Below are 25,965 nucleotides of genomic sequence, written 5' to 3'. Positions count from 1 at the left end.
TCTCTAATTAAACTTTTTTAGCTATGAAATATGCAATTACTATAAGCGGAACTGCTGCAACTATATACAAAGGAAATTTTATCATTTCTCCCGAGACCAGTGCTACTGCCGCTTTTTTCTCAATCATAAAACCAATTGCGAAAGATATCAGACTCATTACCAGAAAAACAAATATACCAACACCGAACATTACTCTGAACGGCGCTTCTGATTTTGTCGGCCAGACATTTGCATATACTTTACCTGAAGATGCTTCAACTAATGCAGTGTACTGCTGTCCTTTATATGTATAATAGAATTGATAAAATGGAATGTGGACTAAGTCAGACTCTGCTATCGTATCAAGATTCACACCTGACTGCTGCAGCCAGCTTTGCGCAGCATCGTACATTACATCGGGAACAATGAATTCAGAAGCATTGAATTCTTTTTCTTTAAATACCTTCAGGCTTCCTGCAGGAATATTGATTTTTTTAATTTCAGATATGGACGTAGATGTTGCAGGCTGAAGATAAATTTTTTCGGATGAAGTATCTTTAGATTTAAAATACCACATAGGGAAATAATAGAAATTCACCTGTGATATCTGAGCCAGCTTATCTAAATCCTTTACATGAAAATTGCCTGCCATCCATCTTCGTAAGTTACCTTCTGCATCCTGCTTATTGAAATTGCATGCTACAACAAAGTGCGTTACGACTTTGCGTTTATCAACGTAAATAGCCGAACCGCAGTAAGCACACTCAAGAAATTTCTCGTCAACGGGCAGATCGTTATCCGCGCCACATTGAGGACAACGAACTTTATCTAAAACTTGTTGAGCCATGTTTTACATTTTTGCTAAAAGTTCTTTTTTCTTTGTATCAAACTCCTCATCCGTTATAAGCTTTGCATCTCTCATCTTTCCTAATTTTTCTATCGCGCTCATTATTTCATCAACAGACATTTTTGCCTGCTGCTGATTTTGCTGGTTGTTCTGCTGGTTCTGATTATTGTTTTGATTCATACTTTGTCCCATCATATTTGCCATCTGCATTCCAGCGCCAAGTCCGACTCCAAGTCCTGCCGTTCCGCCGCCGCCTTCATTCTCTGCAGCCTTTTCAATTGCTGTAGCAGTTTTGAATTTCATATACTGGTCAAGATTTCCAAGCGCACCCATTGAACTTCTCTCATTGATTTTTTCCTGTACTTCATCCGGTGGCACAATACCAACGATAATTAAATCGGTAAGCTCTATACCCATAGCATTGAAGAAGTCAGCAACTTCAGCTTTCACTCCCGATTCAATCTGCGCAAAATATTGTCCGAGCTCAAACACCGTTTTGAGATTTTTACCAAGTACGCTGTTCAGTCTTGAAACGATTGCATCTCTTAAATAATCTTCGATGTCATTCGTTGTAAATAATCCCTGTGTGGAAACTATTTCCAGCATGAATTGTCTCGGATTTGTAATTCTAATGGAGAATTTACCAGATGCTCTTAGCTGAACATAGGTAAGCTCACTGTCTCTGAAATTTATAGGTGACTTTGTACCCCATTTCAAGTCAATGAATTTCTTCATTGAAAGGAAGTACACCTGTGCCTGGAACGGCGATGTTCCGCCGAACGGAAGGCTTATTAATTTCGTAAGCAGCGGAATATTTTCAGTCGTTAAGGTATGTCTTCCTGCCGTAAATTCATCGAGAACTTTACCGTCACGATAAAATAAAGCTGACTGTGAGTCCTGAACAATTAACTGCGAACCTAATCTTATTGCAGATGAACCGTCCTGCGGCTCACGATGAACCATGGTTTTTCCTGTTTCATCAAAAAATTGTATTACATCTAAAAGTGCCATATAATTAAATTTAAATTTTCTTTTTGAATGATGTTAATTAAAAGCGTGCAGCAGATTTTCTCTTTCCTGAAATTTCCTTAGCAGCTCATCTAAAGCTGAAGAAACTTTTGCAACATCGGGAGAAACGTCAAGATTTGCCGCAGCATTGTTTTCTAAAGCAGCAAATAAAGCGTTAATGTTTTCAACATCTGTTAAAAGCGCGTTATCAAATTCGTAAATCCTGTTCAGCTTATCTTCTTTTATTTTAACAACGTCAAATGCTCCGCTGTAACCGCGCGCTGCTGATTTAAACTGAGCAATACAGTTCTCATTCTTTTTATCGATCTTATCTATATCACTTGTTTCAAAAAGTCTTCCGTTTTTAGAAAGACTTGAAACAGCATTTTTTATTCTTGTTTTATTTGCTTCAAGATTAGCTGCAAGCTGATTTCTTACAATCGTATCAAGCTCTCTTGCATTATCTTTATTTACATATCCGTCATAACCTGGAATATAGCGTTTGATTTTTTCAAGCCACGATTCGTTTGCTTTAACCGTATTTAGTTGTGTTTGTAAGTCGCTCATAATGATTTTTATTTAATATATCGAAATTTCTTTTTAGAATAAATTATGTAAAATACTCGGGTTCCGGGTATTTACTGATATTGTACAGCAAAAATCCCGCAATAGTTTCAACTATTTATCTTTTCTTTAAAACGGCGTCAATTTTCTGTAAAATCCACTTCCGGTTAATTAAACCGAAATCCTGTATAGAACTGATTTCTTTTCTGAGATAATCCAGATCGTTCTTCCTGAACTTCTCTTTAAGGTCCATAAATTTGCGCATGTAAGTTGAAAAATATTTTCCGCCGGTAATAAATGATGGAGCAAGCGAATTATTGGTTTTGACAAATCTCTTTAAGGACTCGATTGATGAATAGACACTTTCAACATAATCCAGTTCATAAAAGATCTTAATAAATAATGTAAGCACTTCAAACTTTAATTGAGCATTCTGTGGATTAATTTTATTAATGTGTTTTAATGCTGAATCCAGGTCCCCTGTTTCAAAATAATATTTTGCGTATGATACATTCACTACTTCCTTTCTTACTTCCGGCGGGACTTTATTTTTGTATTCAAAAATAAAGTTATAAGCCCACTTATTATCCCCTATGTACGTTGCATTCTTCACAATATTGTGATACATATAAGGAAGCAAATATTTGTTATTCTGAAAATACAGATTATGCTCAAGCGCAAATTTGTACAACACTACAGATTTTTCAAAATATTTTTCTTTTCCTGCGGAAATACTAAGCATACAATAATTTACCATAGCCAGATGAATAGCACCGCGTTCAAACTCAGAAATTTTATCAAAGCTTTGAAAATATAATTCCTGACACTTTTCAAAATATTCCTCGTTATCTCTGTTCTCAATTGCCATAAACGAATAGTATTTCAATGGCAGGAGCGGCGCATCGTTGTATTCATTTGATTCTATTTTGCTTTTTATATGCTCCAGGAAAATATATTTCGGCTGGTAATTCATTTTTATTTTTCTTGTGAGCATCTGATAATTAACATCCATTGCTTCGAGTAAAAAATATCGCTCAAGGCTAGCGCCGATTTTATATATCAGGTTACTTTCTAAGTTTGAATCTTTAAAACCTGATGGATGCCCGTAGAAATTCATGAAGTCACTTAAATACCTGGCTAAGAAATATTCTCCCTCTCTATATAAATTTTCTTCAAGGAATTTATCTGCTTTGCTGAACTCATATTCAAAAAGATTTTCCTGGTCTCGGACTCTAAGCTGTTCAAGAAGAAACAAATTGGAATAAGGATTTCTTTTTTCAAGCTCAATCTGAATCAAATATTTTTTTGTAAGCTTCATCAGTCCCGAAATAAGCGTCCGCATTGTTTCATCGCTGTATTTTTTATTACCGAAGATTTTATTGTAAAGATTTTGTTTGCTAAGCTCTTCGGAATCGAACAAAGGAAAATACTTTTTTACATGGGAAAACAACTCTATTATCTGAGTATTTTTATTGAAGTATTTTGAAGAAATAAAATCTTCCAGCCCGAGAAATTCTTTTTCTTTGAATGTTCTTAATAGCTCTATTAATCTTGTATTCTGCATATTATTTTAATATTTCATCAATTTTTTCCGTAATCCATCTGGTATTTATCATTCCAAGCTCATTGGATTCGTTTATCGATTTTCTGAAAAACTCTAATTCTTTTTTATCTTTTTTTATTTTCAGGTCACACAGTTTTTTAAATGCTTTTGAACATGCATAACCCTGCTCTATTGTTCCCGGATGAAGCAATTTGTTGTTCCGGAAAAAATGCTTCAGAGAATCAATGGATGAGTAAACGCTTTCAAGATAATTCAGTTCATATAAAATTTTTATTGTAAGCACTTTTATTTCTAATTTAAGCAGCGAATTGGTAGGGTTTATTTTATTAACATGTTTAAGCGCAGTATCAAAATCTTTTATCTCAAAATAATATTTTGAGTACGCAACATTCACAATTTCTTTTCTGTGCTCGGGGTCAATTTTGTTTTTATATTCGTGTATGAACTGAAACAGCCATTTGTATTCCTTAAGATAACATGCGCACTTTACTATTCCGTTAAATAAAGAGTTAAGAAGGTATTTATTCTCATAAAAGTATATCCCCTCTTCCAGCCCGATTTTATACATTTCAAATACCTTGCGAAAGTATTTAACATCTCCTGTACCAACTCTCAGCCAGCAATAATTTATCAGTCCTGTATTGATATATGGTTTTTCATGGGGAGAAATTCTTTCAAGATTATCATAGAAAATCTTTTCAGCTTGTGCATAATACTCTTCCTGCATGGGATTCTGAACGCACATAAAGATGTAGTACTTCAGAGGAATAATAGGAATCTCGGAATAATCTCCGTTCTCTATTTTTGATTTTATTACATCTAAAAAAATGAATTCGGGATTGTAATTTACTTTACTCTTTCTGGTAAGCTTGTTGTAATTTATTTCCAGTGCATCAATGAGAAACAGGATTTCAAAATTGTTTGAAACTTTTTCAATCAAAGGCTGCTGAAGATAATTATCGTTTATTGAAGTAGGGTTACTGTAATACATCTCCTGCTCCATATAGTATTTTACAAAAAAATATTCCCTCTCTTTATAGCAGTTTTGCTCAAGAGCGGAATTCAATTTATTGTATTCGTAATCAAAAAGTGATTTCTGTCCGCGGTCTTTTAACTGATTTAGTAAGTGGAGATTTGTCCGGCTTGCATTTGACTCTATATCTAACTGAATGAGATATTTTTTGCAGAGTTTCATTAAATTTGAAATCAGCGTCCGCATTTTTTCGTCTTCGTATTTTTTCTTTCCGAAGAGTTTTACAAACACTTTCTCTTTTTCAAGTTCATCGCCTTCAAAATCCGGATAATACTTGCTAAGGATTTCAAATAGCTTTACTATTTTATCGCTCTGATTGAAATATTTTGACGAGACAAAATCACCGAAGCCCTTCAGTTCTTTTTCTGTAAAAGTTTTTAAAATCTCTGCTATTCGCGTGTTTTTCATTCCTTATATGCGGAAAATACGAAAAAAAACGATACATATCGTCACACATTTCAATACATTTTCTTCAATTTTAAGCTGTATTTAGCGTTTTTTAAAAATCTCCTTTCACACAGCCTTAAATGTTTCTTTGTATTAAGGCATAAAAAAGAGCTAATTTTATCTGCATTTGAAAATGACATTCATTTTCAAGGAAAAGCAGAAAACAAAAAATTTAAAAATAAAACCTCTATGAAAAACTCGCACAATTTCACATCACATGTAATCGTGCCGTTTTCGGCAGAGAAAGCATTGCTGATAAATATCTGACACTTTCTATATTCTCCCAATTACTGCCAATAGCAAACCCGTTTCGGTCTGTTTAACGAAACGGGTTTTCCTTTTATAAAACAATTTATTCCTGCATTTACTTTTAATTTTAGATTTGGAATTTTTGTTTATAAATTAAACATATCATGATGAAAAAAGTATTGCTGCCCCTTCTATTAGTATTTTGTTCGTCTCTCTTCTCAGATGTTTTTTCACAAGTAAATATTCCCGATGTAATGGGAATATCAAACCCCAAAAATAAAATCACCGCTCCTTACAATGTTGCATCTCCCATGGATACGCTTCCAACGTTTCCGGGATTTCCAAAAGTGAATGCAGGTACAACATTTGAAGGCGCTATTTTTTGCAATATGGATTCTGACCCCGACCTCGAAATTGTTATAAACATAAACACTACAATCTATGCTTATAACAAAGACGGTTCAAATGTTACAGGATGGCCCATTAATGTTGGCACTCAGCCGCTGCAAGGCGCGCCTGCATTTGGTGATATCGATGGCGACGGGCAGGAAGAAATTGTATGTGTTTCTACATTCGGAAGCTCACAAGGAAAAATTTATGCTTATAAAAAAAATGGAACAGCCGTAACAGGCTTCCCTATTTCACCGGGCTACTCTTCACGTACACCAGTCCTTGCAGATTTAGACAATGATGGCAAGCTGGAAATTATAGTTAACAAAAGATTATCAAGCGCAGGTGAAGTCTGGGTTTATAAAGGAGACGGAACCGTTTATCCCGGTTGGCCAAAACCTATTAACCACGTTCCTGCATCCAGCTCAGCAGTGGGCGATATTACAGGTGACGGAGTTCCTGAAATTGTTTCAGAATCATATACATCTCTTTATGCATGGGATAAAGACGGGAATTTACTCGCAGGCTTTCCATACGTTCTCCCCGGTGATTTTAAAAACTCATACTCTTCCCCCGTTCTTGCCGATGTCAACAACGACGGCAAAAGAGAAATTATATTCGGTTCGCAGTCGCAAACCGGAACAGGCTGTGTAACCATTCTTAAAAATGACGGAAGTGTTTATACAGGCTGGCCGAAGATAACGGACAACTGGGTTTACACTCCCCCTGCAGTTGGTTTTATTAATGGTGATAACGTACTTGATGTTGCAGTTGGTGACCAGGTGCTAAGCGGAACACCTATTGATAAACTTTATTGCTGGGATATAAACGGCAACCCGCTTACAGGATTTCCAATAGGAACTCTGAACGCAATCAACAGCCAGATACTTATCGGAGACATTGATAACGACAACAGTATGGAATTAATCATTGACGATAACACTACATCCGGAAGCGGACTAGGTCAGTACCTTGCCTACAATAGTGACGGCACACCAGTAACAGGATGGCCCCTGACATTAACAGGAACAACATTATTTAATGTTCCATGTTTAACCGATATCGACAGAAACGGAATTCTTGATATTATCGGCTCGGGACAAACGGGTTTTGGCGCGACTGCAAATATAAATTTATATCTTTGGAATACAGGAAAGAACTACAACGCTTCTAAAATTGTACTTCCGGTTTTTCAGTACAATGTAAGACATGACGGAGTTTATAACAGACCATCGGTTGTTTCCTTAGGAAACAATTCTCCTGTTGTTGTTTCAGGGTTTGAATTGAAGCAGAATTATCCGAATCCTTTTAATCCGTCCACGGTAATAAATTTCTCAATCCCTAAACCGGGATTTGTAAAGCTTGCTGTATTTGATTTACTCGGAAAAGAAGTTGCTTCACTTGTGAATGAGAATAGGGCTGCAGGCAACTATGATATTAATTTCAATGCAGCAAATCTTTCAAGCGGAATTTATGTTTATAAAATTACAAGCGGTGAGTTTACAGCTTCAAAACAAATGATACTAATAAAGTAATTTATAAATCTGAATAGTATTTATTTTAAAGGGGCGTTTTAAAACGCCCCTTTTTTATAAAATTATCTTGTGTAAACTATTTCCATATCTTTCTTTTCCGTTCCGCCTTCAGGTGTGCTGTACATTTCCATAGTCATTTTATTGGCGTTATCCATCTTCCATGTTTCTCTCATTGTGCAATTCTTCCCTGTGGTAGGGTCAAACATAGAGCCGGTTAAAGTAATAAGACCTGAAGCATCGCTTGTACCTTCAGTTACCATTACACCTGTTCCCATGTTATCAATCCAAGTGTTGAAATATTTTTTTGTAGCATTGTTATAACCGGTTAATGATGTTCCTTCGAAAGGCATTCCCATCATTGTACCGGTAATTTTTGCCTGTAAATATCTTCCGCCGTAAACTGTTTCAAACTTTGCTGTGCCGTCCATTGTTGTCGGCGGCTGTGCAGGGTCCATCCACATTTTTGACGTGTACTTCCAGTCACCGACCGATTTTGCCATAGCTGTATGCTGTTCACCGGGAGTCATATATTCCATCCAGCGTTTCATTGTCTCCTGATCCTGAGCCTTTAGTGTTGATACCGAAGATGTTAGAATTACCAGTAACGAACAAAGAAGAATTAATTTTTTCATAATTAAAAAGTTTAAGTTAATAAAACTGAGTTGTGATTTTAAAATGTGAGATGTATAAATTAAAGAAGGTCAAATTCAACGTCCTTCTTCCTAAAAGAAAAATATTTATCTTTCGTAAATAATTTCCTCAACTTTTACTTCAGACTGTCCTTCTTTTGTATCGTAAATCTCCATAATATATTTGTTGTCTCCATCAGGTCGTATCGTTTGCCTTTCCATTTGTATCTTTCCGGTTATAGGGTCTACAGTTGAGCCCGTCATTGTTATCATTCCCTTATCATCCATTGTTCCGGTCATATACATTACACCTGTCCTGAAATTATCTACCCATGAGCTCTCAAACAATTTTGAAACATTGTTGTAGCCCGTAATTCCAATACCTTCATAAGGCATTCCCATCATACTGGCGCTTGCAGTAACTTTCTGATATCTTCCTCCAAGAAGCATTTCGTATCTGGCTGTTCCGGTATTTGATACAGGTTCTTGCCCCGGTGCCATCCAGAATTTTGAAGTGAACTTCCATTCGCCCGTCATCTTAGCCATTCCTTTTTGCTGCTCTCCGGGAGTCATTGCGTCTGCCCATTTTTTCATGTCATCTGCGCTCTGTGCTTTCAAAACAGATGCAGATAAAAAAAGTAATACAATAAACGAAAAAAGATTAACTGATTTTTTCATGATAAAAGAATTTTGTTAATGAGTTTATTTTTCGATTGATTAGCCGGGGACGGAGTTATAAAAATTAGGGACGCCTGAAGACGTCCCTGAAGTTATGTTAAATTATTTCCAGTAAGTTATTTCCATTGTTTTCACTTCTGTACCGCCTTTGTTATCATACATTTCCATTATAAATTTATCGCCGTCCTGTCTTAATACTTGTTTCTCCATTTGTGATTTACCTGTAAGCGGGTCAACCATTGAACCTGTCATAGTAATTACTCCTTTATCATCGGCTGTTCCTGTCATATACATTACACCGGTTCCGAAATTATCTATCCATGAGCTTTCATACATCTTTGATACGTTGTTGTAACCTGTTATTCCGATTCCTTCAAAAGGCATTCCCATCATATTTCCGTTTACCTTTAATTGAAGGTATCTTCCGCCGAGGAGCATATCATAGCGTGCTGTGCCGTCGCTGACCATTGGTTCCTGTCCCGGAGCCATCCAGAATTTTGATGTGAACTTCCAGTCACCTGTCATTTTTGCCATTCCTTTTTGAACTTCGCCCGGAGTCATGGCGTCTGCCCATTTTTTCATGTCGTCCTGGCTTTGTGCTTTTAGAGCTGACGCTGAAAATGGTATCAGCATCAAAAATGAAAAGAGATAAATTAATTTTTTCATATTATTATGGTTTTGGTTAAATAGTTTGTACAGGAAAATTAATCAAAATATTTTTAAATAAAAATTAAATGAAGAATATGTTTTCAAAAAGTCGGGAAAATGTCGGGTTTTAGAAACTCCGGTGTTGTTTTTACAACACCATTTTTTTTTATCACCTGAAATGACGGGTTTTTGACGGATTTTGTGAAGAACTCAATTAAACTTTCCTGTGTGTCCGCGCTCCAATAATATAGGAATAAAATAATTTCCGGTAAAGCTTTTCATCCCTATTCCTGCTAATAGGGAAATTACTTTTATTATTTTATTCTTATCTTCGGCAAAACCCTGCAACAAAAATAAACTACAGCATTCCGAAGGACGGACAGATAAAAATAGTTGTGTATAATTTACTTGGAAGTGTAATAAAAGAGCCGGTGAATGAAGAAAAAATTTCAGGAAAATACGAAGTTAATTTTGATATAAGGAATTTACCATCAGGAATATATTTTTACAAAATTATAAGCGGAGAATTTAGTGAGACAAAAAAGATGATATTAATTAAACAATTAAATTTTAAAAAAAAACCTTATGTAATAATTAAGAATTGTTATAAATTTGGAAAAATTAATATAAAAATTATTTGATTTATATGCTCAGAATTTTATATTTTTGTAAAACAAAAAAAGTAAAGGGGGTTCTTAAAAGCGAATAATATAAATTGTCCCCACTGCAAAAAAAACTCGCGCTTCAGGAGAATGAAATCACGTAAAGCCTTGGATAGATTCTTGGGAATCCTCGGTATAAAAGTATACGAATGTACAAATTGTTACAAACTGTACTATTGTTTACTAGGAAAAATTCTCTCAAAGGTGAGCTAATTGCCCCGATCGTTATTAGTGATGTTTTTAAAAGGCATTACAAATTCATGCTGATTAAACTTCTTTATCGCAAGGTAAAGAAGTTTAATTAGTCTTTATTTTAAGATTTACGTTTTATAATTTAAATGATACCTGCCAAGAAAAACTTATTTTGAATGCTTACTAAACATATTTGGTTACGTTTATCATATACTGCTGCCGGTGCATACGTATTTATAGTAACTTTACCTCCTAAAGTCAGTGTTTCCTACATTATTTTTGTTCCCGTAACAATTATTCTTTTAAGCATTATTCACGCCAGCTTTCTTGTAATTCAATACCATACTTCCACTGACCCGAAATCTACCTTTTACGAATTTTATCTTGAAAAATATTCTAATACCTTTAGATTTTTAAAAAGCTTTCCCGCTGACTTCATATTCAGGTTTACGTTTGTAAATCTCTTTTATTTCCTTGCATTTCGGTATGTAGTAACTCTTATAAATTTTATTACCACTCCTCCGCCATAAATTTCTGAAAAAAATCTCAACTATAACTATTTTTATATAAATTTATATTATTTTTTTATATATTTTGTAAAATAATATAGTTTATGAAACCCTCCTTAGTTGTATTAAGTTTGTTTCTCTTCAGTTTCTTCACAAATGCCATATCACAGGAATTAAAACCCGAAGAAATTTTCGAAAAATATCAGGACGCAATAGTAGTACTTTATTCATATGACTTCACAGGCTCTCCGAAAGCTCAGGGCAGCGGAGTTATTATAAACGAGAAAGGATGGATTGTTACCAATTTCCATATCTTTGAAGGATGCGAAAAACTTCAGATCGTGCATAAAGGTGACACTATAAGATATAATGACATTGTTGGTGTAGATATCGAACGCGATTTACTTATTATAAAAATTGATCAGGGCACTTACCCCGAAATAAGAACTAACGGAGATATAAAAGTCGGACAGAAAATTTATGCAATCGGAAGTCCGCTTGGATTAGAAAATACAATGTCTGAAGGTATTATCAGCGGAACGCGCTCGGAAGTCGGAAAAATAAAACAAAGCTTCATACAGATTACAGCAAGCATTTCACCGGGAAGCAGCGGCGGAGCCGTACTTAACGGCAAAGGAGAATTGATAGGAATTAGCTCTATGGGTATGAAAGAAGGAAGCAACCTTAACTTTGCAATCCCGATAAATGAAATTTACAAGATAAAGCTTGATTCATATAACGAGAGAAAAAAACTTGAAGCATTGAATTTTTTCTATCAGGGAAAAAACCTTTTTGAAGAAGGGAAGAACGAGGAAGCAATAAAATTTTATTCAAAGTTCCTTGAGATGTTCCCCAAAGACCATAAAGCATACAACTACAGAGGTCTTGCATACTTTGCAAGAAAGCAATATGAAAAAGCCGTAAGTGATTACAACGCTGCAATAAAATTAGACCCGACATACGCTGCTGCTTACAATAACAGAGCAGATGCTTATTTTAAAATGAATGAGTTCGAACTATCTATTAAAGATTTTGATTATGTAGTTAAAAATAATCCTGATAATCTGGAAGCCCATTTCGGCAGAGGTGTAGTATTAATGAGCGATGAAAGTTACGACGACGCTTTGGATGATTTCAAAAAAGTTATTAAAGAAGAACCGAACAATACAAACGCTCTCATAAATATGGGACTTTGTGAATACAAGAAAAAAAGATACGAAAAAGCAATTGAATATTGGAAAACGGCTATAAAGATAAAACCGGGACTGAAAGATGAACTGCAGCCTCTTATTGATTACGCAGACACCTTATGGCAGTACAATATAAAATAGAATTAATTTTTTAATCATCAAACTCCCATAACTTTTTCCCTGAGCTAAGGTCAAATGCAATTGCTCCTTCAGGTTTAAAAAGGAACATTACTGTATTGCCTGAGCGCTGTACATCAAATTTACTTTTCATAAAGAACATATCGCTGAAAGCATTTTTTTCGGTTGCCTTGATGTCATCATATAAAACATCCTGCCCCACAGTCCATAACTCTTTTCCCGTTTTATCTACACACGTTAACATTCTGTTTGCGTTTTTCCCGATATTATCCTGATGAATTATTACTGCAATTTCTGCATCAAAATACAAAAGCTCTCCGTCTATAAATGCCTTATCGGGCAAAAGCATCTTGCCGTTTAGTTTTTCATCCGCCCTTCCTTTATTTTGAATAATAGATTCAGGACGCGGAGATGAAAAATACAAAGCCCCTTTCGGTCCCCACAAGTAGTAAAGTTTTTTTCTTTTATCTGCATTTGGCTCACGCTCAAGCATAAAGATTGAGGATGAAGATGAATCCTCTTTCTCATAGTATTTTCTCATAGCAGTATAGTCAGGAAAAAATTTGTCATCTTTTATACAGTAATAAACTTTTCGTCCGTCTCTTGCTGTTACTTCATATCTTACAGGAAGACTTCTGTCTACAAATATTTTTTCGATTCCTGCTGAAAGCTCTGGCACTCTGGCACTGAACGATTGATTATTTACAACTTCACTGTAATTTTCAGAACTGTAAGCATGGATGGATGCAGGTCCGCGATTTGTCACAACCCAAATTTTACCGTCGTTATAAATTATATCGGGAGTTTCGGGCAAGTAGTCAAGATCTGTTTTAAATCCATTCAATACATCTTTAGATAAAGGGTCATATACATACGAAAAGGTTTTGCAGAATAATCCTTTACGCCCTACTGAATAACTTCCGGGAGATTTTGTTTCGCTTATGTAACTGAACGAACCGTCAGTCTGAATCCATAACTTATCTTTGCCTTCCTTTGATGGAAAAATTACAAGCCCTTGTAAATCGCCCCGTATTGACTTTGGAAATAAGGAAGGAAAAATAAGCTGGTAAGCAAAAAAGTACCCCAGGATAATGAGCAAAATAATCGGAATGACTGAACACCCGCAGCCAACTTTTTTATTTATTGATTTTTTTGTCGGTACAACAGAAGATGTAGTGCGCGTAGAATAACTAAACTCATTATCCATACTTGTTGAGTTAAGATTAAAAATTTATTTTTAATTTTTATGTACCAAATAAAGAAAATTTAATCTTCATATTCCCAAAGCTTCTTACCGTCAGCAAGTTGAAATCCTATTGCGCCAACAGGTTTGTATATTAAAATAACAGTATCACCCATTCTCTGTGCCGTTAGCTGAGTCCGCAAGAAAGACATTTCCGTCATCGAATCATCTTCTCTTCCTTTCAGTTCATCGAACAAATCTTTTTGCTGTACAGACCATAATTCTTTTCCTGACTTATCAACACAGGTCAGTATCCGGTTAGATGTTTTCCCCACATTATCCTGGTGAATTATAACAGCAATTTCATCATCTGTAAACAATACATTTCCCTCGATAAAAACTTTACCGGGAAGAATTTCTGTTGGCTTCATGCTTTTGAAAGCGCTCATGTTTTCCTTTACTATTTCCTGAGCCCATGATGTTGAAAAATACAGATCATATTTCGGACCTGTTATATAGAATAGCTTTTTTCTTTTATCGGAATTTTCTTCATTAACTAAAGCAAAAATTCCTGAAGCTGTACTGTCGTTCTGCTTGTAATATTTTTCAAACTCTACTGTGTTGGAAAAAAATTTATCATCCGAAGGATTATATACAAGCTCTCTGCCGTCCTTTGTTGAAATCCGGAATCTTACAGGTTTCTGATTATCAACTGAAACATTTATAATTCCGGCAGCAAGCTCTTTGTTTTTATCACAGAATGTTTTTGTGTTCAGTTCCTGCTGATAATTTTCAGCATTGTATACATTTATTTCCGGCGGAATACCATCAGAGGAGGAATTGACTAACCATATTTTCCCTTTTTCATAGAAGATATCGGCAACGGGTGGAAGTTCATCATAGCTAGTTTTAAATCCGTTCAGTACATCTTTTGATATGGGGTCGTACACATACGAATATGTTCTGCAAAACCAGCCCTTAGTCTTCAGGCTTATTTGTCCCATATTATTTGTTCTGCTGGTAAATCTTAATGTGCCGTCATTCTGTATCCACAGCTTATATTTACCGTCAGATGAAGGAAACACTCTGATGTTTTGTAAGTCTCCTCGAATTGATTTTGGAAAGACGGATGGGAGTATAAAATAGTAAGAGGCAAAATATCCTAAGACAAAAATTATAATGAATAATACAATCTTAAATCCACGCTTTGATTTATTTTTGTTTTTAGATGGCATTCCGGGTATCTGATGCCTGAGATTGTTTTCCATATTCCTGGGGTTAATTAGAAAACTTTATTTTAAGTCTTTCAGTTTTTTTAAAATGTTCAGTGCTTCCAGCGGTGTAAGGTTATCAATATCAATTTCATCCAGCATAGTCAGTGCTTCGTTTTCAATTTCAGTTCTGTTGTCTATTTCAAACAGACTTATCTGCAAATCATCTTTATGTCTTCTTCTGTAATTTTTATCTTCAAGGATTTTTAGTATTTCCTTTGCGCGTTTTGTGATTGAATCCGGCAGTCCTGCCATCTGCGCAACCTGTATTCCGTAGCTGTGGTCTGCAGTGCCTTCAGTAATTTTTCTCAGAAAGATTACTTTATCATTATACTCTTTTACTTCTACTCTGTAATTTTTTATTCTCTTATATGTGTCTGCAAGCGAGTTAAGTTCGTGATAGTGAGTAGCAAACAACGTCTTCGCTCTAACATTCGGATTCTCATGAAAAAATTCCGTCATTGCCCATGCAATAGATATTCCGTCGTATGTGCTTGTCCCTCTTCCGATTTCATCTAAAAGAATTAAACTCTTCGTCGTTGCATTATTTGTAATGTTCGCAGCTTCATGCATTTCAACAAGGAATGTACTTTCACCTTTTGCAATATTATCCGATGCGCCGACACGAGTAAAGATTTTATCTACTAATCCTATCTTTGCAGACTTGGCAGGAACGAAGCAGCCTATCTGCGCCAGAAGAACAATCAAGCCAACCTGCCTGAGATAACTTGACTTACCGCTCATGTTTGGTCCCGTTAAAATCAGTATCTGGTTTTCAGTAGTATCAACAAAAGTATCATTTGAAATATATTTTTCACCTGCCGGTAGAAGTCTTTCAATTACGGGATGTCTGCCGTCCACAATTTCCAGAACTTCTGAATCATTTATCTCCGGCTTTGTATAATAATAAAGCTCAGATACTTCTGCAAAACTTATTAGCGCATCAAGTGTTGCAATGATGACTGCATTTTTCTGAATATCATCTGAGAAGCTTAAAATAAAATCACGCAGCTCTAAGAATATTTTGCTCTCAATTCCGGAAATTTTTTCTTCTGCATTTAAAATTTTATCTTCGTATTCTTTTAACTCTTCGGTAATGTATCTCTCTGCGTTTACTAAAGTCTGTTTGCGTGTATAATCAGCGGGAGCTTTATCCATGTTCGCCTTCGTTATCATTATATAATATCCGAAGACTTTATTGAACTCCACCTTAAGCGAATTTATTCCCGTCCTTCTTCGCTCCTGGCTTTGATAGTTTTCCATCCACGTCTTGCCGTTTGTCAAGATATCTTTTATTTCATCAAGCTCTTTATGGTAACCCTTGTTAATCACTCCGTAAGAATCATTACCGGCTATGAAATTATCATTTATACATGCATCAATTTTCGTAACCAGCTCCGGTATATCAACTATATTTTTTTTTATCCTTTTAATTGCTTCGCTCGTAAATCCTTCCAGTTTCTTTTTTACTTCTGAAATATTTTTCAGAGAAATTTTTAACTGAAGTATATCTCTTGCAACTGCCCTGCCAGTGGAAATTTTTGAAAGAAGTCTTTCTAAATCTGCAACTGATTTCAACTGCTCAATTATAACTTTCCTCTCACCTTTATTCTCGCATAAGTCATTCACTGCATCAAGTCGTGACTGTATCTGATTTCTTACTTTCAGGGGACGTGATACCCACTTCTTCAGCAGCCTTCCGCCCATAGCAGTCTGCGTCTTATCAAGAATGGAAATCAGCGTTCCTTCACGACTGCCTTCATTCATTGATGAAGTAATTTCAAGATTTCTTTTTGTCGAAGGGTCAAGAATTATGTAATCGGTAAAATTGTAATTCGATATTTTTTTAAGGTGAGGAAGATTGTTCTTCTGTGTTTCATTAAGATAATTCATTATACATCCGGCAGCAATAACGCCTTCTTTCATATCGGCAATACCGAATCCTTTAAGCGAAGCCGTCCCGAAATGATTCGTCAAAACTTCATTGGCATAGTCCGAGTTAAACACCCAGTCATCTACTTTTGTAAAGAGCCATCTTTTCTGATTTTCACTGAAAGAAGCATCGGGATCGTAATTCAGCGCTTTAAATACTTTATCTTTTTCTCTTTTTGAAATTAAAATTTCGGATGGATTTATGCTGTCAATCTGCTCATATAAATTTTTCAGTAAAATTTCAGATGTTGCAAATTCTCCTGTAGAAATATCGCAGAATGCAAGTCCGCATACATTATCTTTTATATAAATAGCAGCGAGAAAATTATTTGATTTATGGTCAAGAAGCTTTTCGGAAAAATTTGCTCCGGGAGTAACGACTTCTATTACATCTCTCTTCACAATTCCCTTTGCATACTTAGGGTCTTCAAGCTGCTCACAAACCGCAACTCTCTGTCCTGCTCTTACAAGCTTAGGCAAATAATTATCCAATGCATGATGCGGAAATCCTGCAAGCGGGACTTCCGATGCTTTTCCGTTTGAACGCTTTGTTAAAGTAATGCCAAGAATTTTTGAAGCAGTGATTGCATCTTTTTCAAACGTCTCATAAAAATCTCCCATGCGGAACAGCAGAATAGTATCGGGATACTTTTCCTTTATCTGCCTGTACTGGCGCATTAACGGAGTTTCTTCTCTCATACTATCTTTTACTCTTATTCTTATTCATAAAAAGGAATGTTGCAGAGAAAAGATAAAATTAATAATTCTTAATTTTATCTTTTAGAAATTTATTGAGGAGTTCTCTTCCTCTGAAGATATGGGCTTTTACTGTACCAAGCGGGAGTTTTAATTCTTTTGCAATTTCCTCGTACTCTTTATCCATCTTATGTCTTAATAAAATTACTTCCTTGTACTTAGGCGGCAATGATTCAATCGCTTCATCAAGAATTTTTTTTCTTTCGTCTTCTATAATTACCCTGTCAGGTTTATTTTCAACGTCGGGAATCTCAAACTTAAAATCACTTTCTTCCGATTCAATTTCTCTATCTATAGAAAACGTATTTAATTTTTTCTTCCTTAAATAATCGATTGCATTGTTCGTTGCAATTTTAAAAAGCCACGTTGAAAATGCAAACTGCCTGTCAAAATTCTGAAGTGAGTTGAAAGCCTTTATAAATGCTTCCTGAGTTAAGTCCTCAACATCTTCTTTACGCGATATCATGCGGAAGATGAGATTATAAATAAGCTGGTAATATTTTTTCATTAGCTTCTCGTAGGCAGTCTGGTCGCCAGCAAGAGCTTTATTAATCAGAATATTATCATCACTCTTAGTCTTCGAAATGTTTTCGGAAGGTCCGGAATTGCTCATTAAAAATATGCTATAAGAAATATTGAAATTACTTCTATTATTAACGAATTTCAATTTACAAACGTAGAGTACTAAAGAATTCTTTGCGTAGTTTATAATGATTAATATTTTTAATTTGAAAAAATGAACAAATCAGGGCGATATTTACTGTTTTTAATGCTTTTTTTAGCCGGAAGCAGCTTATTTTGGTACTATCTGGGACATAAACCGCTTTATTGGGACTCAGCCGACCACCTTTCCTACAGCCTTGATTCTTACAAAGCTTTAAGCAATTCAAACACATTTTCTGATTTATTAACTAATCTTCTTGATGTTTCCTGGTATTATCCTCCTTTGGTTTACTGGGCTTCAATTCCTTTTCACGCAATTTTCGGTCAGAATGATTTTGCGGGATTTTTAGAAATGACTTTTTTCCTCCTTCTGCTGGTTTATTCGGTTTATCAAATCGGCAAGAGAATTTATAATGAGGAGGCGGGAGTATTTGCCGCTTTTTGTATCAGCATGTTCCCGATTGTGAGCGAGTACACAAGAGATTACATGCTCGATCTTCCGCTTGCTGCTATGATTGCTGCAGCGGTGTATTCATTGATAAGAACAAATGATTTTTCAAGCAGGGCGGGCAGCATAAGGTTCGGAGTTATGCTCGGACTTGGTATGCTTACTAAATGGACGGTCATTTTATTTTTAATCGTTCCGGTTATTTATTATCTGAAAGAGTGTTTTGTACTTACTGCGAAAAAATCCAGAATAATTGTTAATTTTCTTCTTTCCGTTATAATTGCATTAATAGTAAGTCTCCCCTGGTACCTTAGAAATATTGTTCAGATATTAACGAATAGGTTGAATGAACTAGAGCGCGGAAACTTATCTTTAACTGAAAATATTTTTTATTATTTGAAGATCATTCCCGGTCAAATTTCATTACTCTTAACAATTCTATTTATAGTAAGTATTTTTCTATTCTTTAAGAACAGTTTTTTTCTGAAAAAAAGACTTCTGCTTTACTGGCTCATCGGGAGTTATGTTTTAATTACGATCATAAATTTTAAGCTGCCGAGATTTTCAATTGCTCTGTTAATCCCCTTAAGTATTTTATTTTCAGGTATGCTTTTTTACGGAGAGAACGAGCCGAAAAAAAGAAATTTATTTGTAAAAATATTTACGGCTGCTGCTGTTCTAAATTTTATATTCTTTTCATTTCTTAATCCGGGAATAAATTTCGCTTTGCCTGTTATCGATACTCAGGTAGTAACCAACATCACTCCCGATAAAACCAATTGGAAAAATGCAGAGGTAATAAAAGTTATTTCTGATGATATGAAATCGCGGGGTAAACAAAAAGCTAACCTGAGACTGCTTTCAGAGGAGGAAAATTTTAATTCCTCAACACTCAGATATTATGCGAAGCTCGTTAATGCTCCGATAAATATTTTAGGAGCGGATGGCTTTCCGTTTTTTTCCGATTACACAATAGAGATAAAAAAAGAAATCAAAGATAGTAACGGAGTACAAACCAATCCAGGAAGTTTACTTGAAAACAAATACGCCCGCACTTTTGAAGAAATAAAAAAGTTTGATTTAAAAAACGGAGAACAGATTTTATTATTTAAAATCCGTCAGAAAATAGCTGAAGACATTTCAATAGATTCATTAAAAGAAAAAATAGAAAAGTCCGCAGAAAAATTCTTTGGGAAGTACATTATTCCTCCTCAGAAAATTGTTTGCAAAATTATATCCGGTGATTCTATTTCGTTATCGAACGGAAAAATAAAATCGCTTAAGATATCCTGCGATTCCGGTTTAGCTTCCACCAAACTTTTCAGGGGATTTCAATATATAAATTCCGCAGATAGTAATCCGCTTCCGTCAGTTATGCCATTTAATAAATTTGAATTTGTGCTGAACGGACTTGAATACAATATACAGTCTCTTATGGATTCAGATAAATTTCAAATCCTTTCACTTAACGAATACAAAATAACTTCGCTGGAAATCACAAACGAAAATCTTGAAACATATCTTTTAAAAAAGACGGCTCAACCAACTGTAAAAATCAATCAAAATATAATAGAGATAAAAAACGGTGATAAATTTAACGAGATTACTTTGTTAATTTCGGAAAGCAATTCGTTGCCGGAATTTAAAATAACTCACAGTGAACTTTTCGGAATTCCCTTGCCTTATTTTATAACAAATTATATGTTTAGTAAATACAATCCGATATTCAAAGGTACTGATGCCGTTCCTGTTTTCAAAACAGGAAAATTAGTTTTTTCGCAAAACAAGATGTCTATCAAAGAATAAATTAAGTAATAAATTAAAGAGTAAGTTTTTTTTCTCCAACTTTGACTTAAGTCAATTCGTTTTAGCAATATTTCCTGTAATTTTATACTGATGCTAAAGAAAAAACTTAACCGATTTATTGATATAACGGCCCCTCCCAATAAATGGAAAGTCCCCGTTATAGTTATCTCCGGAATCCTGACTGCATTTGTCTTCTGGATCTTATATGTGGGTAATGCCGCATCCTATCTATCCGATAATCCCGAAACCTGTGTTAACTGTCACGTAATGTTTCCGCAATATGCCTCATGGCAGAACAGCTCACATGCGCGTGTTACAAATTGTAACGACTGCCACGTTCCTCACAACAATGTTTTCAATAAATATTTATTCAAGGCAACAGACGGCTTACGCCACTCAACTATTTTCACCCTGCGTTTAGAAGAGGAAGTTATAAAAATTAAACAGGCAGGAAAAGATGTTGTGCAGAGCAACTGTATAAGATGCCATTCATCTTTGGTCGGTAATACAAGTCTGCACAATAATTATAAAGATGAGTATTGCTGGAAGTGCCACGAAGAGACTCCGCATGGAACTGTAAGCAGCTTAAGCTCATTCCCGAATGCAAGAGTTCCGAAATTATCACCCTTAATAAAAACAGATAAATAAAAACAGATAACAAATAATTTTAATCTAAAAATAATTTATGAAAAAAATCTCCGAATTGGTAAAAGAAAAGCCCTGGGTTGGATGGGCGCTTTATGTAGTGACTATCGTTGTGGTTTTTGGTGTCGGCGTACTTGGCAGCAGCATAGTCGAAAGGAGACAGGAATCGAATCAGATAGTTCAGAATGTAAAACCTATCAATGACTGGGAACCTAATAACGAAAAGTGGGGGGAGAATTATCCCCGTGAATACGAAACATATCTATCCACTCTTGATACTTCATTCGCAAGCAAACACGGCGGCTCAAAGACAATTGATATGCTCCAAAAATTTCCTGACTTAGTTGTATTATGGGCAGGATATGCTTTCTCACGTGATTACAATCAGGCAAGAGGACATTATTATGCCATAAGAGATATCCGCAAAACACTAAGAACAGATGTTCCTCAGCCGGGAACTTGCTGGGCTTGTAAAAGTACGGATGTACCCAGAGTAATAAATCAAAAAGGCGCTGGTGAGTTTTATAAAACTCAGTGGAAAGATATGGGTTCTGAAATTGTAAATCCAATCGGATGCCAGGACTGTCACGACCCGAAGACAATGAACCTGAGAATCACCCGTCCCGCATTGATTGAAGCTTTTGAGAGACAAGGCAAAGATATAAAAAACTCAACTCATCAGGAAATGCGTTCGCTTGTCTGCGCGCAGTGCCACGTTGAATATTATTTCAAAGGAAAGTCTGAAAAATATTTAACATTCCCATGGGATAAAGGTTTTACAGTTGAAGATATGGAAAAATACTACGATGAAAATGACCATGTTGATTTTGTTCATTCGTTAAGCAAAACTCCAATATTGAAAGCGCAGCATCCCGATTTTGAACTATTCAAAATGGGTGTGCATAACGACAGAGGTGTTTCATGCGCTGAGTGCCATATGCCGTATAAGAGTGACGGCGGAGTAAAGTTTACGGACCACAAAATACAAAGTCCGCTGAATAATATTTCAAATTCGTGTCAGGTCTGCCACAGAGAAAGCGAAGATAAGCTGAGACAAAATGTTTACGACAGACAGGATAAAGTTTTGGAGCTCTCTGACTTAGCAACAAAGTCACTTGTAAAAGCGCACATAGAAGCAAAGACTGCATGGGATAACGGAGCAACTGAAGAACAAATGAAACCGATCTTAACTTTGATAAGACATGCTCAATGGAGATGGGATTTTGTATCTGCAAGCCACGGCGGAAGTTTCCACGCACCCCTTGAATGCGCAAGAATATTGGGAACATCAGTTCAGAAATCAGAAGAAGCAAGATTACTGCTAACGGGATTATTAATAAGCCTGGGAGTAAAAGTCCCTGTGCAGATTCCCGATATATCTACGAAAGAAAAAGCGCAGCAGTACATCGGTCTTGATATGGAGAAGCTCAGAAAAGAGAAAGCGGAATTTCTTACAAATGTAATTCCTGTATGGGATAAAACGGCAGAAGATAAAGGCAACCGCGTTAACTACGATATGAAAAACAAAAAATAATTTTGACAACTAATTTTTAACCCCAATGAAAAAAACATTTATAACTATAGTACTTTTATTAATAACAGTAAACTTATACTCACAGGATAAAGACTGGAAAATAGGCGGACAAATTCAGTTACGAACAGAACTTGACGGAAGAGATTTTTCTAATGCAACTTATCCGCCTATATTCACAAGTCTGCGAAGCAGATTATTTGTAGAAAAGTACATTACAGATAAATTTAATTTTTATGTTGAAGTCGAAGACTCAAGAGTATTTGGAGAAGAAGCTACAACAACGGCTAACTCAAAAAACATTGACCTGCATCAGGGATATGTATGGTTCAAAAACTTTGTTGAGGCTCCGATATCTGTTCAGGCGGGAAGATTTGAAATGAGTTACGGAACGGAGAGATTTATAGGCGCTTTAGGATGGAATTACGTAGGACGTTCATTTGACGGAGCAAGAGTAAGATTCGGCAAAGAGAACAAAACGGATTTGTTTGCAATTACCACAAAGAATTCCGTTCCTTATATAGCAAGCGGAAATCCTGCAAACTATCCTTATCCATCAGGAAAGGATTCGAGCTCTTCGTTATACGGATTGTGGTCAAATATAAAGTCAGGTGAGAAAAGTACTTTTGATGTATTCGGATATTATGAAATCAACAGAAAAAAGTCTAACGGAACTGATAACGATATTTCAAGAATGACTTTGGGAATGAATTACAGAGGAAATTATGACATGCTTTCAACAGTGTTTGAAGGAGCATATCAGTTCGGCAAGTTAAGTACTCTCGATGTATCCGCTTATCTTTTATCTCTGCAATTAAATTATGGAAACAAAAATGTTAAGGTAGGTGTTGGCGCAGATATTTTATCAGGCAACGATGCTATGAATTTCTCAAACAACAATACGTTCGCTACTCCGTTTGCAACAAATCATAAATTTTACGGTTACATGGATTATTTTTTAAATATTCCGGGAGATACAAAAAATTTAGGATTAAATGATATGTATGCAAGTATTAACTATGCTGCAGATAAAATTCCGCTGACCGCTTCTTTGATGGCGCACAATTTTATGTCCAACAAAAAAAATATTGACAGTGAAAACGGCTTTGGACAGGAGTTTGATCTCACCTTAAAATATCAGTTCATAAAAGAAGTAATGGTTACATGGGGAGGAAGCATATTTTTACCGGGAGATTTAATGAAGAGGAATTTCAACACAGCTAACGGTTCAAGAGATGATGCAGCTTTCTGGAGCTACATTATGATTACAACAAATCTTTAACACACATCCATACAAAAAACAAAAGCCCTTTCAGATGTTATCCGGAAGGGCTTTTTTATTTATGAAATTTTTCTCAGTTATTTTTTCTTCAGGATTAGTCTGTCAACGGTTAAAAACAATGTGGCAATAAGTGCAACAGATAAGACTAAAATGATTGAGCTTGATCCATTTAATCCGAATATATTTAAAACCTTGATGCTGTAAAGTTCAAAGAACGATGAAGTTCTTTCTGCAAACTCACCTGAGTTTTCATCTGAGGCAGGACTTGTATAAATAACATACATTACAAATGCTACAACTGCAGCAAATGCGCCTGCAATACCGAAAATAATTTTCTTGGCAAACTTTTCAGTCTTCACATCCTGCTTTGCAAATTCTTCTTCAAGAGAAATTTTCAGCATAAGATTTTTTGCAAAATCTCCATGTGGCTTCTTCAGAAGCGCTTCTCTCATCGAGTTTTCAACAATATTATCGAGTTTGTTTTCCATTTATATCTCTTTCAAAATAAATATTTTATTATCAAATAAAAACATCTAAGCCAGATAGCCTTCAAGCTCTTCTTCTTTGTAATGCTTTAAAATCAACTTCTTAAGCGCTTCTTTAGCTCGGAAAATCCTGTTTTTCACTGTACCCAATGGCAGATTCAACGTCTTGCTGATTTCATCGTGGCTCATATCATTTATAAAAAACATGTTAAGTATAATTGAGTACTGCTGCGGAATCGAATCAACAAACATACTTATTATATTCTGCACTTCATTAGCAGTAAGCTGCTTAGCTGTATCGGTTCCCATTCCTTCTTCATAAAGCGCTTTATCAATTTTTGATTCGTATGCTGCATGAAGCTCATCGCCGTCTCTGAAGTTATCATCGTTTACATCTATTGAAATTAAACTCAAAGTTTTTGATTTCAGTTTCTTATAATGGTCAATCGCTGTATTGTAAACTATACTGTAAAAATATGTAGAGAACTTTGAACGCTCTTCAAACTGATTCTGCTTTATCGATCTGAATAATTTTATGAAAGCATCCTGAAGGCAGTCTTCTGCGTCATCTTCGTTTTTTAAAATCTTTATAGCTAATGAGAACGCTTTATCTTTATATCTGCTTACTAATTCTGCAAAAGAGTTGGAATCGCCGTTTTGAATATTTCTTATAATATCTAAATCGGATTCCATTGAATGGTTAATTGAGAGGTTAATTTTGCTTTCCTGAACCTGCGCGTATTTTACCGGAGCGGCAGAATTCAGAAAACCCGGTAGTTTCAGCTCTGATACCAGAGCCAAAACCCTCGAGTTAAAAACTAAATTACCTAAATTATTTTGCAAAGTAAACATTTATAGAGTCCGGTTGAATTATATTTCAGTGTTTGTGTCGTTTCCTGTAAGTCTTATTGAGCCGTTTGTTGTTTCAAGTTTAATAATTGCATCACCATTACCCAGTATACCCTGGAAGGTTCTTCTTTCTTTTTTGTCAGTACTGTTCTTAAAGTTCAATCCTTCAATTTTTACTGAGCCGTTCACTACTTCAGCGTTTACCTTTGCAGATACTCTTGAGCTTAAGTTTAATTTTATACTTCCGTTCACCGTTTCAGCTCTTATTCCTTGTGTAGAGTCAATGCTTCCTTTTATTGAGCCGTTAGTTGTTTCAAGCTCCATCTTTCCGTTTACATTATCAATTTTTATCGAGCCGTTTTCTGTACTTGCCTTTATTTCATTGCTTAGTCTTGTCAGATCTATCGAGCCATTCGTGTTATCAACATTTAAAACTATACCGTCAGGGATGTAAATTTCATAATCAACTTTGTTGGAACGTATGCTTCCGAACTGAATTACATTTTTTTCGTTTTCAATATCGGTTTCAATTTTTACATCGGCAGACATTGTATCAAGATTAAGTTTTATCTCATTTAAAGGAGTTCCCAGGTCTTTCTTTCTTACGTAAGCAGTTTTTTCGTACTTAACAATTATTGTTGACTGGTCAGTTGTTCTTACTACTCTTACTTTTCCGTTAACATTGTTCAGTGAAAATTTCTTTTTGCCGATTGCGCTTATGCTGAACTCACCTTTTTCTATTTTTTCGTATCTTGAAGAAAACAAAGAGCATGATGAGAATACAAAACTGCAGACAATCAGAAGCACAACATATATTATAGACTTTTGCATGATATTAAATTTAAAATTTTC

Annotated in this window: 23 protein-coding genes; 8 read left to right on the top strand and 15 right to left on the bottom strand. The window is 35.4% G+C overall.

What is annotated here, in order from left to right; translation table 11 throughout:
* Positions 1 to 7: 7 nt before the first annotated feature.
* The 5 genes from JST55_08505 to JST55_08485 all read right to left on the bottom strand — a co-directional run bounded on the left by JST55_08505 (position 8) and on the right by JST55_08485 (position 5,403).
* Positions 8 to 826 carry a zinc ribbon domain-containing protein gene (locus JST55_08505; GenBank protein MBS1493538.1) on the bottom strand — a complete coding sequence of 273 codons (819 nt, stop codon included), beginning with the start codon at positions 824 to 826 and terminating at the stop codon, positions 8 to 10.
* A 3-nt stretch (positions 827 to 829) separates the two neighbouring features.
* Positions 830 to 1,837, bottom strand: coding sequence for an SPFH domain-containing protein (locus tag JST55_08500; GenBank protein ID MBS1493537.1), 1,008 nt, complete (start codon positions 1,835 to 1,837; stop codon positions 830 to 832).
* 33 nt (positions 1,838 to 1,870) lie between these two features.
* The gene (locus JST55_08495; GenBank protein ID MBS1493536.1) at positions 1,871 to 2,401 is read right to left on the bottom strand and encodes a hypothetical protein; all 531 of its coding nucleotides are present in this window, start codon (positions 2,399 to 2,401) and stop codon (positions 1,871 to 1,873) included.
* A 115-nt stretch (positions 2,402 to 2,516) separates the two neighbouring features.
* Entirely contained in the window at positions 2,517 to 3,962 is a 1,446-nt protein-coding gene (locus tag JST55_08490; GenBank protein ID MBS1493535.1) for a hypothetical protein, read from the bottom strand.
* Position 3,963: 1 nt separating this feature from the next.
* Complete coding sequence (locus JST55_08485) at positions 3,964 to 5,403, bottom strand: hypothetical protein (protein MBS1493534.1); 1,440 nt, start codon at positions 5,401 to 5,403, stop codon at positions 3,964 to 3,966.
* A 467-nt stretch (positions 5,404 to 5,870) separates the two neighbouring features.
* Here JST55_08485 and JST55_08480 point away from each other — a divergent pair, with 467 nt between their 5' ends.
* Positions 5,871 to 7,616 carry a T9SS type A sorting domain-containing protein gene (locus JST55_08480; GenBank protein MBS1493533.1) on the top strand — a complete coding sequence of 582 codons (1,746 nt, stop codon included), beginning with the start codon at positions 5,871 to 5,873 and terminating at the stop codon, positions 7,614 to 7,616.
* Between the two features lie 62 nt (positions 7,617 to 7,678).
* On the opposite strand, the gene JST55_08475 is transcribed toward JST55_08480, so the two are convergent.
* The 3 genes from JST55_08475 to JST55_08465 form a co-directional block, all read right to left on the bottom strand.
* Positions 7,679 to 8,248 carry a DUF1579 domain-containing protein gene (locus JST55_08475; GenBank protein ID MBS1493532.1) on the bottom strand — a complete coding sequence of 190 codons (570 nt, stop codon included), beginning with the start codon at positions 8,246 to 8,248 and terminating at the stop codon, positions 7,679 to 7,681.
* A gap of 105 nt (positions 8,249 to 8,353) precedes the next feature.
* On the bottom strand, positions 8,354 to 8,923 hold the full coding sequence (locus tag JST55_08470) for a DUF1579 domain-containing protein (protein MBS1493531.1): 570 nt from the start codon (positions 8,921 to 8,923) through the stop codon (positions 8,354 to 8,356).
* 102 nt (positions 8,924 to 9,025) lie between these two features.
* Positions 9,026 to 9,589 (bottom strand): DUF1579 domain-containing protein, encoded by a 564-nt coding sequence (locus JST55_08465; GenBank protein MBS1493530.1) that lies wholly within the window; start codon positions 9,587 to 9,589, stop codon positions 9,026 to 9,028.
* 272 nt (positions 9,590 to 9,861) lie between these two features.
* On the opposite strand from JST55_08465, the gene JST55_08460 reads away from it, so the two are divergent.
* The 3 genes from JST55_08460 to JST55_08450 all read left to right on the top strand — a co-directional run bounded on the left by JST55_08460 (position 9,862) and on the right by JST55_08450 (position 12,265).
* A complete protein-coding gene (locus JST55_08460) occupies positions 9,862 to 10,212 on the top strand; it encodes a T9SS type A sorting domain-containing protein (protein MBS1493529.1) in 351 nt (116 codons plus the stop codon).
* Between the two features lie 389 nt (positions 10,213 to 10,601).
* Positions 10,602 to 10,955 (top strand): hypothetical protein, encoded by a 354-nt coding sequence (locus tag JST55_08455; GenBank protein MBS1493528.1) that lies wholly within the window; start codon positions 10,602 to 10,604, stop codon positions 10,953 to 10,955.
* An 83-nt stretch (positions 10,956 to 11,038) separates the two neighbouring features.
* Positions 11,039 to 12,265, top strand: coding sequence for a tetratricopeptide repeat protein (locus JST55_08450; GenBank protein MBS1493527.1), 1,227 nt, complete (start codon positions 11,039 to 11,041; stop codon positions 12,263 to 12,265).
* A gap of 10 nt (positions 12,266 to 12,275) precedes the next feature.
* On the opposite strand, the gene JST55_08445 is transcribed toward JST55_08450, so the two are convergent.
* From JST55_08445 to JST55_08430, 4 genes are all read right to left on the bottom strand, one after another.
* Positions 12,276 to 13,469: a hypothetical protein gene (locus JST55_08445; protein MBS1493526.1), complete on the bottom strand. Its 1,194-nt coding sequence runs from the start codon at positions 13,467 to 13,469 to the stop codon at positions 12,276 to 12,278.
* A gap of 59 nt (positions 13,470 to 13,528) precedes the next feature.
* Positions 13,529 to 14,713: a hypothetical protein gene (locus tag JST55_08440; GenBank protein ID MBS1493525.1), complete on the bottom strand. Its 1,185-nt coding sequence runs from the start codon at positions 14,711 to 14,713 to the stop codon at positions 13,529 to 13,531.
* A 24-nt stretch (positions 14,714 to 14,737) separates the two neighbouring features.
* Positions 14,738 to 17,326, bottom strand: a complete 2,589-nt coding sequence (mutS, locus tag JST55_08435; protein ID MBS1493524.1) for a DNA mismatch repair protein MutS — start codon at positions 17,324 to 17,326, stop codon at positions 14,738 to 14,740.
* 79 nt (positions 17,327 to 17,405) lie between these two features.
* Positions 17,406 to 18,017 (bottom strand): sigma-70 family RNA polymerase sigma factor, encoded by a 612-nt coding sequence (locus tag JST55_08430; GenBank protein ID MBS1493523.1) that lies wholly within the window; start codon positions 18,015 to 18,017, stop codon positions 17,406 to 17,408.
* A 123-nt stretch (positions 18,018 to 18,140) separates the two neighbouring features.
* Here JST55_08430 and JST55_08425 point away from each other — a divergent pair, with 123 nt between their 5' ends.
* The 4 genes from JST55_08425 (at position 18,141) to JST55_08410 (ending at position 23,779) form a co-directional block, all read left to right on the top strand.
* Complete coding sequence (locus JST55_08425) at positions 18,141 to 20,321, top strand: glycosyltransferase family 39 protein (protein ID MBS1493522.1); 2,181 nt, start codon at positions 18,141 to 18,143, stop codon at positions 20,319 to 20,321.
* A 90-nt stretch (positions 20,322 to 20,411) separates the two neighbouring features.
* Positions 20,412 to 20,969 carry a cytochrome c nitrite reductase small subunit gene (gene nrfH / locus JST55_08420; protein MBS1493521.1) on the top strand — a complete coding sequence of 186 codons (558 nt, stop codon included), beginning with the start codon at positions 20,412 to 20,414 and terminating at the stop codon, positions 20,967 to 20,969.
* Between the two features lie 37 nt (positions 20,970 to 21,006).
* Entirely contained in the window at positions 21,007 to 22,500 is a 1,494-nt protein-coding gene (nrfA, locus tag JST55_08415; protein ID MBS1493520.1) for an ammonia-forming cytochrome c nitrite reductase, read from the top strand.
* Positions 22,501 to 22,525: 25 nt separating this feature from the next.
* Positions 22,526 to 23,779, top strand: coding sequence for an alginate export family protein (locus JST55_08410; protein ID MBS1493519.1), 1,254 nt, complete (start codon positions 22,526 to 22,528; stop codon positions 23,777 to 23,779).
* A 77-nt stretch (positions 23,780 to 23,856) separates the two neighbouring features.
* Here the strand turns inward: JST55_08410 and JST55_08405 are convergent, their stop codons facing one another.
* From JST55_08405 to JST55_08395, 3 genes are all read right to left on the bottom strand, one after another.
* A complete protein-coding gene (locus JST55_08405; GenBank protein MBS1493518.1) occupies positions 23,857 to 24,267 on the bottom strand; it encodes a hypothetical protein in 411 nt (136 codons plus the stop codon).
* A 45-nt stretch (positions 24,268 to 24,312) separates the two neighbouring features.
* Complete coding sequence (locus JST55_08400; GenBank protein MBS1493517.1) at positions 24,313 to 25,065, bottom strand: sigma-70 family RNA polymerase sigma factor; 753 nt, start codon at positions 25,063 to 25,065, stop codon at positions 24,313 to 24,315.
* A gap of 69 nt (positions 25,066 to 25,134) precedes the next feature.
* Entirely contained in the window at positions 25,135 to 25,944 is an 810-nt protein-coding gene (locus JST55_08395; GenBank protein MBS1493516.1) for a hypothetical protein, read from the bottom strand.
* Positions 25,945 to 25,965: the final 21 nt, after the last annotated feature.

The sequence above is a fragment of the Bacteroidota bacterium genome (assembly GCA_018266835.1).
Lineage (GTDB): Bacteria > Bacteroidota > Ignavibacteria > Tepidaquicellales > Tepidaquicellaceae > JAFDZO01.
The sequence above is the reverse complement of the archived record's forward strand: the minus strand, read 5'-3'. Positions and strand labels throughout refer to the sequence as shown.